Source organism: Sphingobium sp., from assembly GCF_041987595.1.
Taxonomy (GTDB): Bacteria; Pseudomonadota; Alphaproteobacteria; order Sphingomonadales; family Sphingomonadaceae; genus Sphingobium.
In genome coordinates, this window is record NZ_JBHIWJ010000247.1 from 278 (window position 1) to 545 (window position 268).

General features: G+C 59.7%; 1 protein-coding gene. It reads right to left on the reverse strand.

The features are described from left to right. Positions 1 to 206, reverse strand: a 206-nt coding sequence (locus ACFC3J_RS23005; protein WP_375198217.1) for a MarR family winged helix-turn-helix transcriptional regulator, incomplete at its 3' end; no start/stop codon positions are given. Between the last annotated feature and the right edge of the window lie 62 nt (positions 207 to 268).

Here is a 268-nt window from a genome sequence, read left to right on the forward strand (position 1 = left end):
AACGGGATGAGCTTTGGGCGCAAAGCGCGCCCCTTTCCAGTGAGCCGTACGATAGACCTTCGTCGATCCGCGGGATCCCGCTTCCGGGTGACCAAGCCGGCCCGTTCCATCGCGACAATTACCGCGGTGGTCGTGTTTTCGGCTACGTTGTTGCGGCGGCTCAGGGCTTTTTGCGTTTGACCGTCGTCGATCCACAACAGACGCAAGTAATACGGCTCTGTTGCAAAGATTGGCGGCAGTCAGAGGTAGGCTGTCGCTCTGCGCCGAT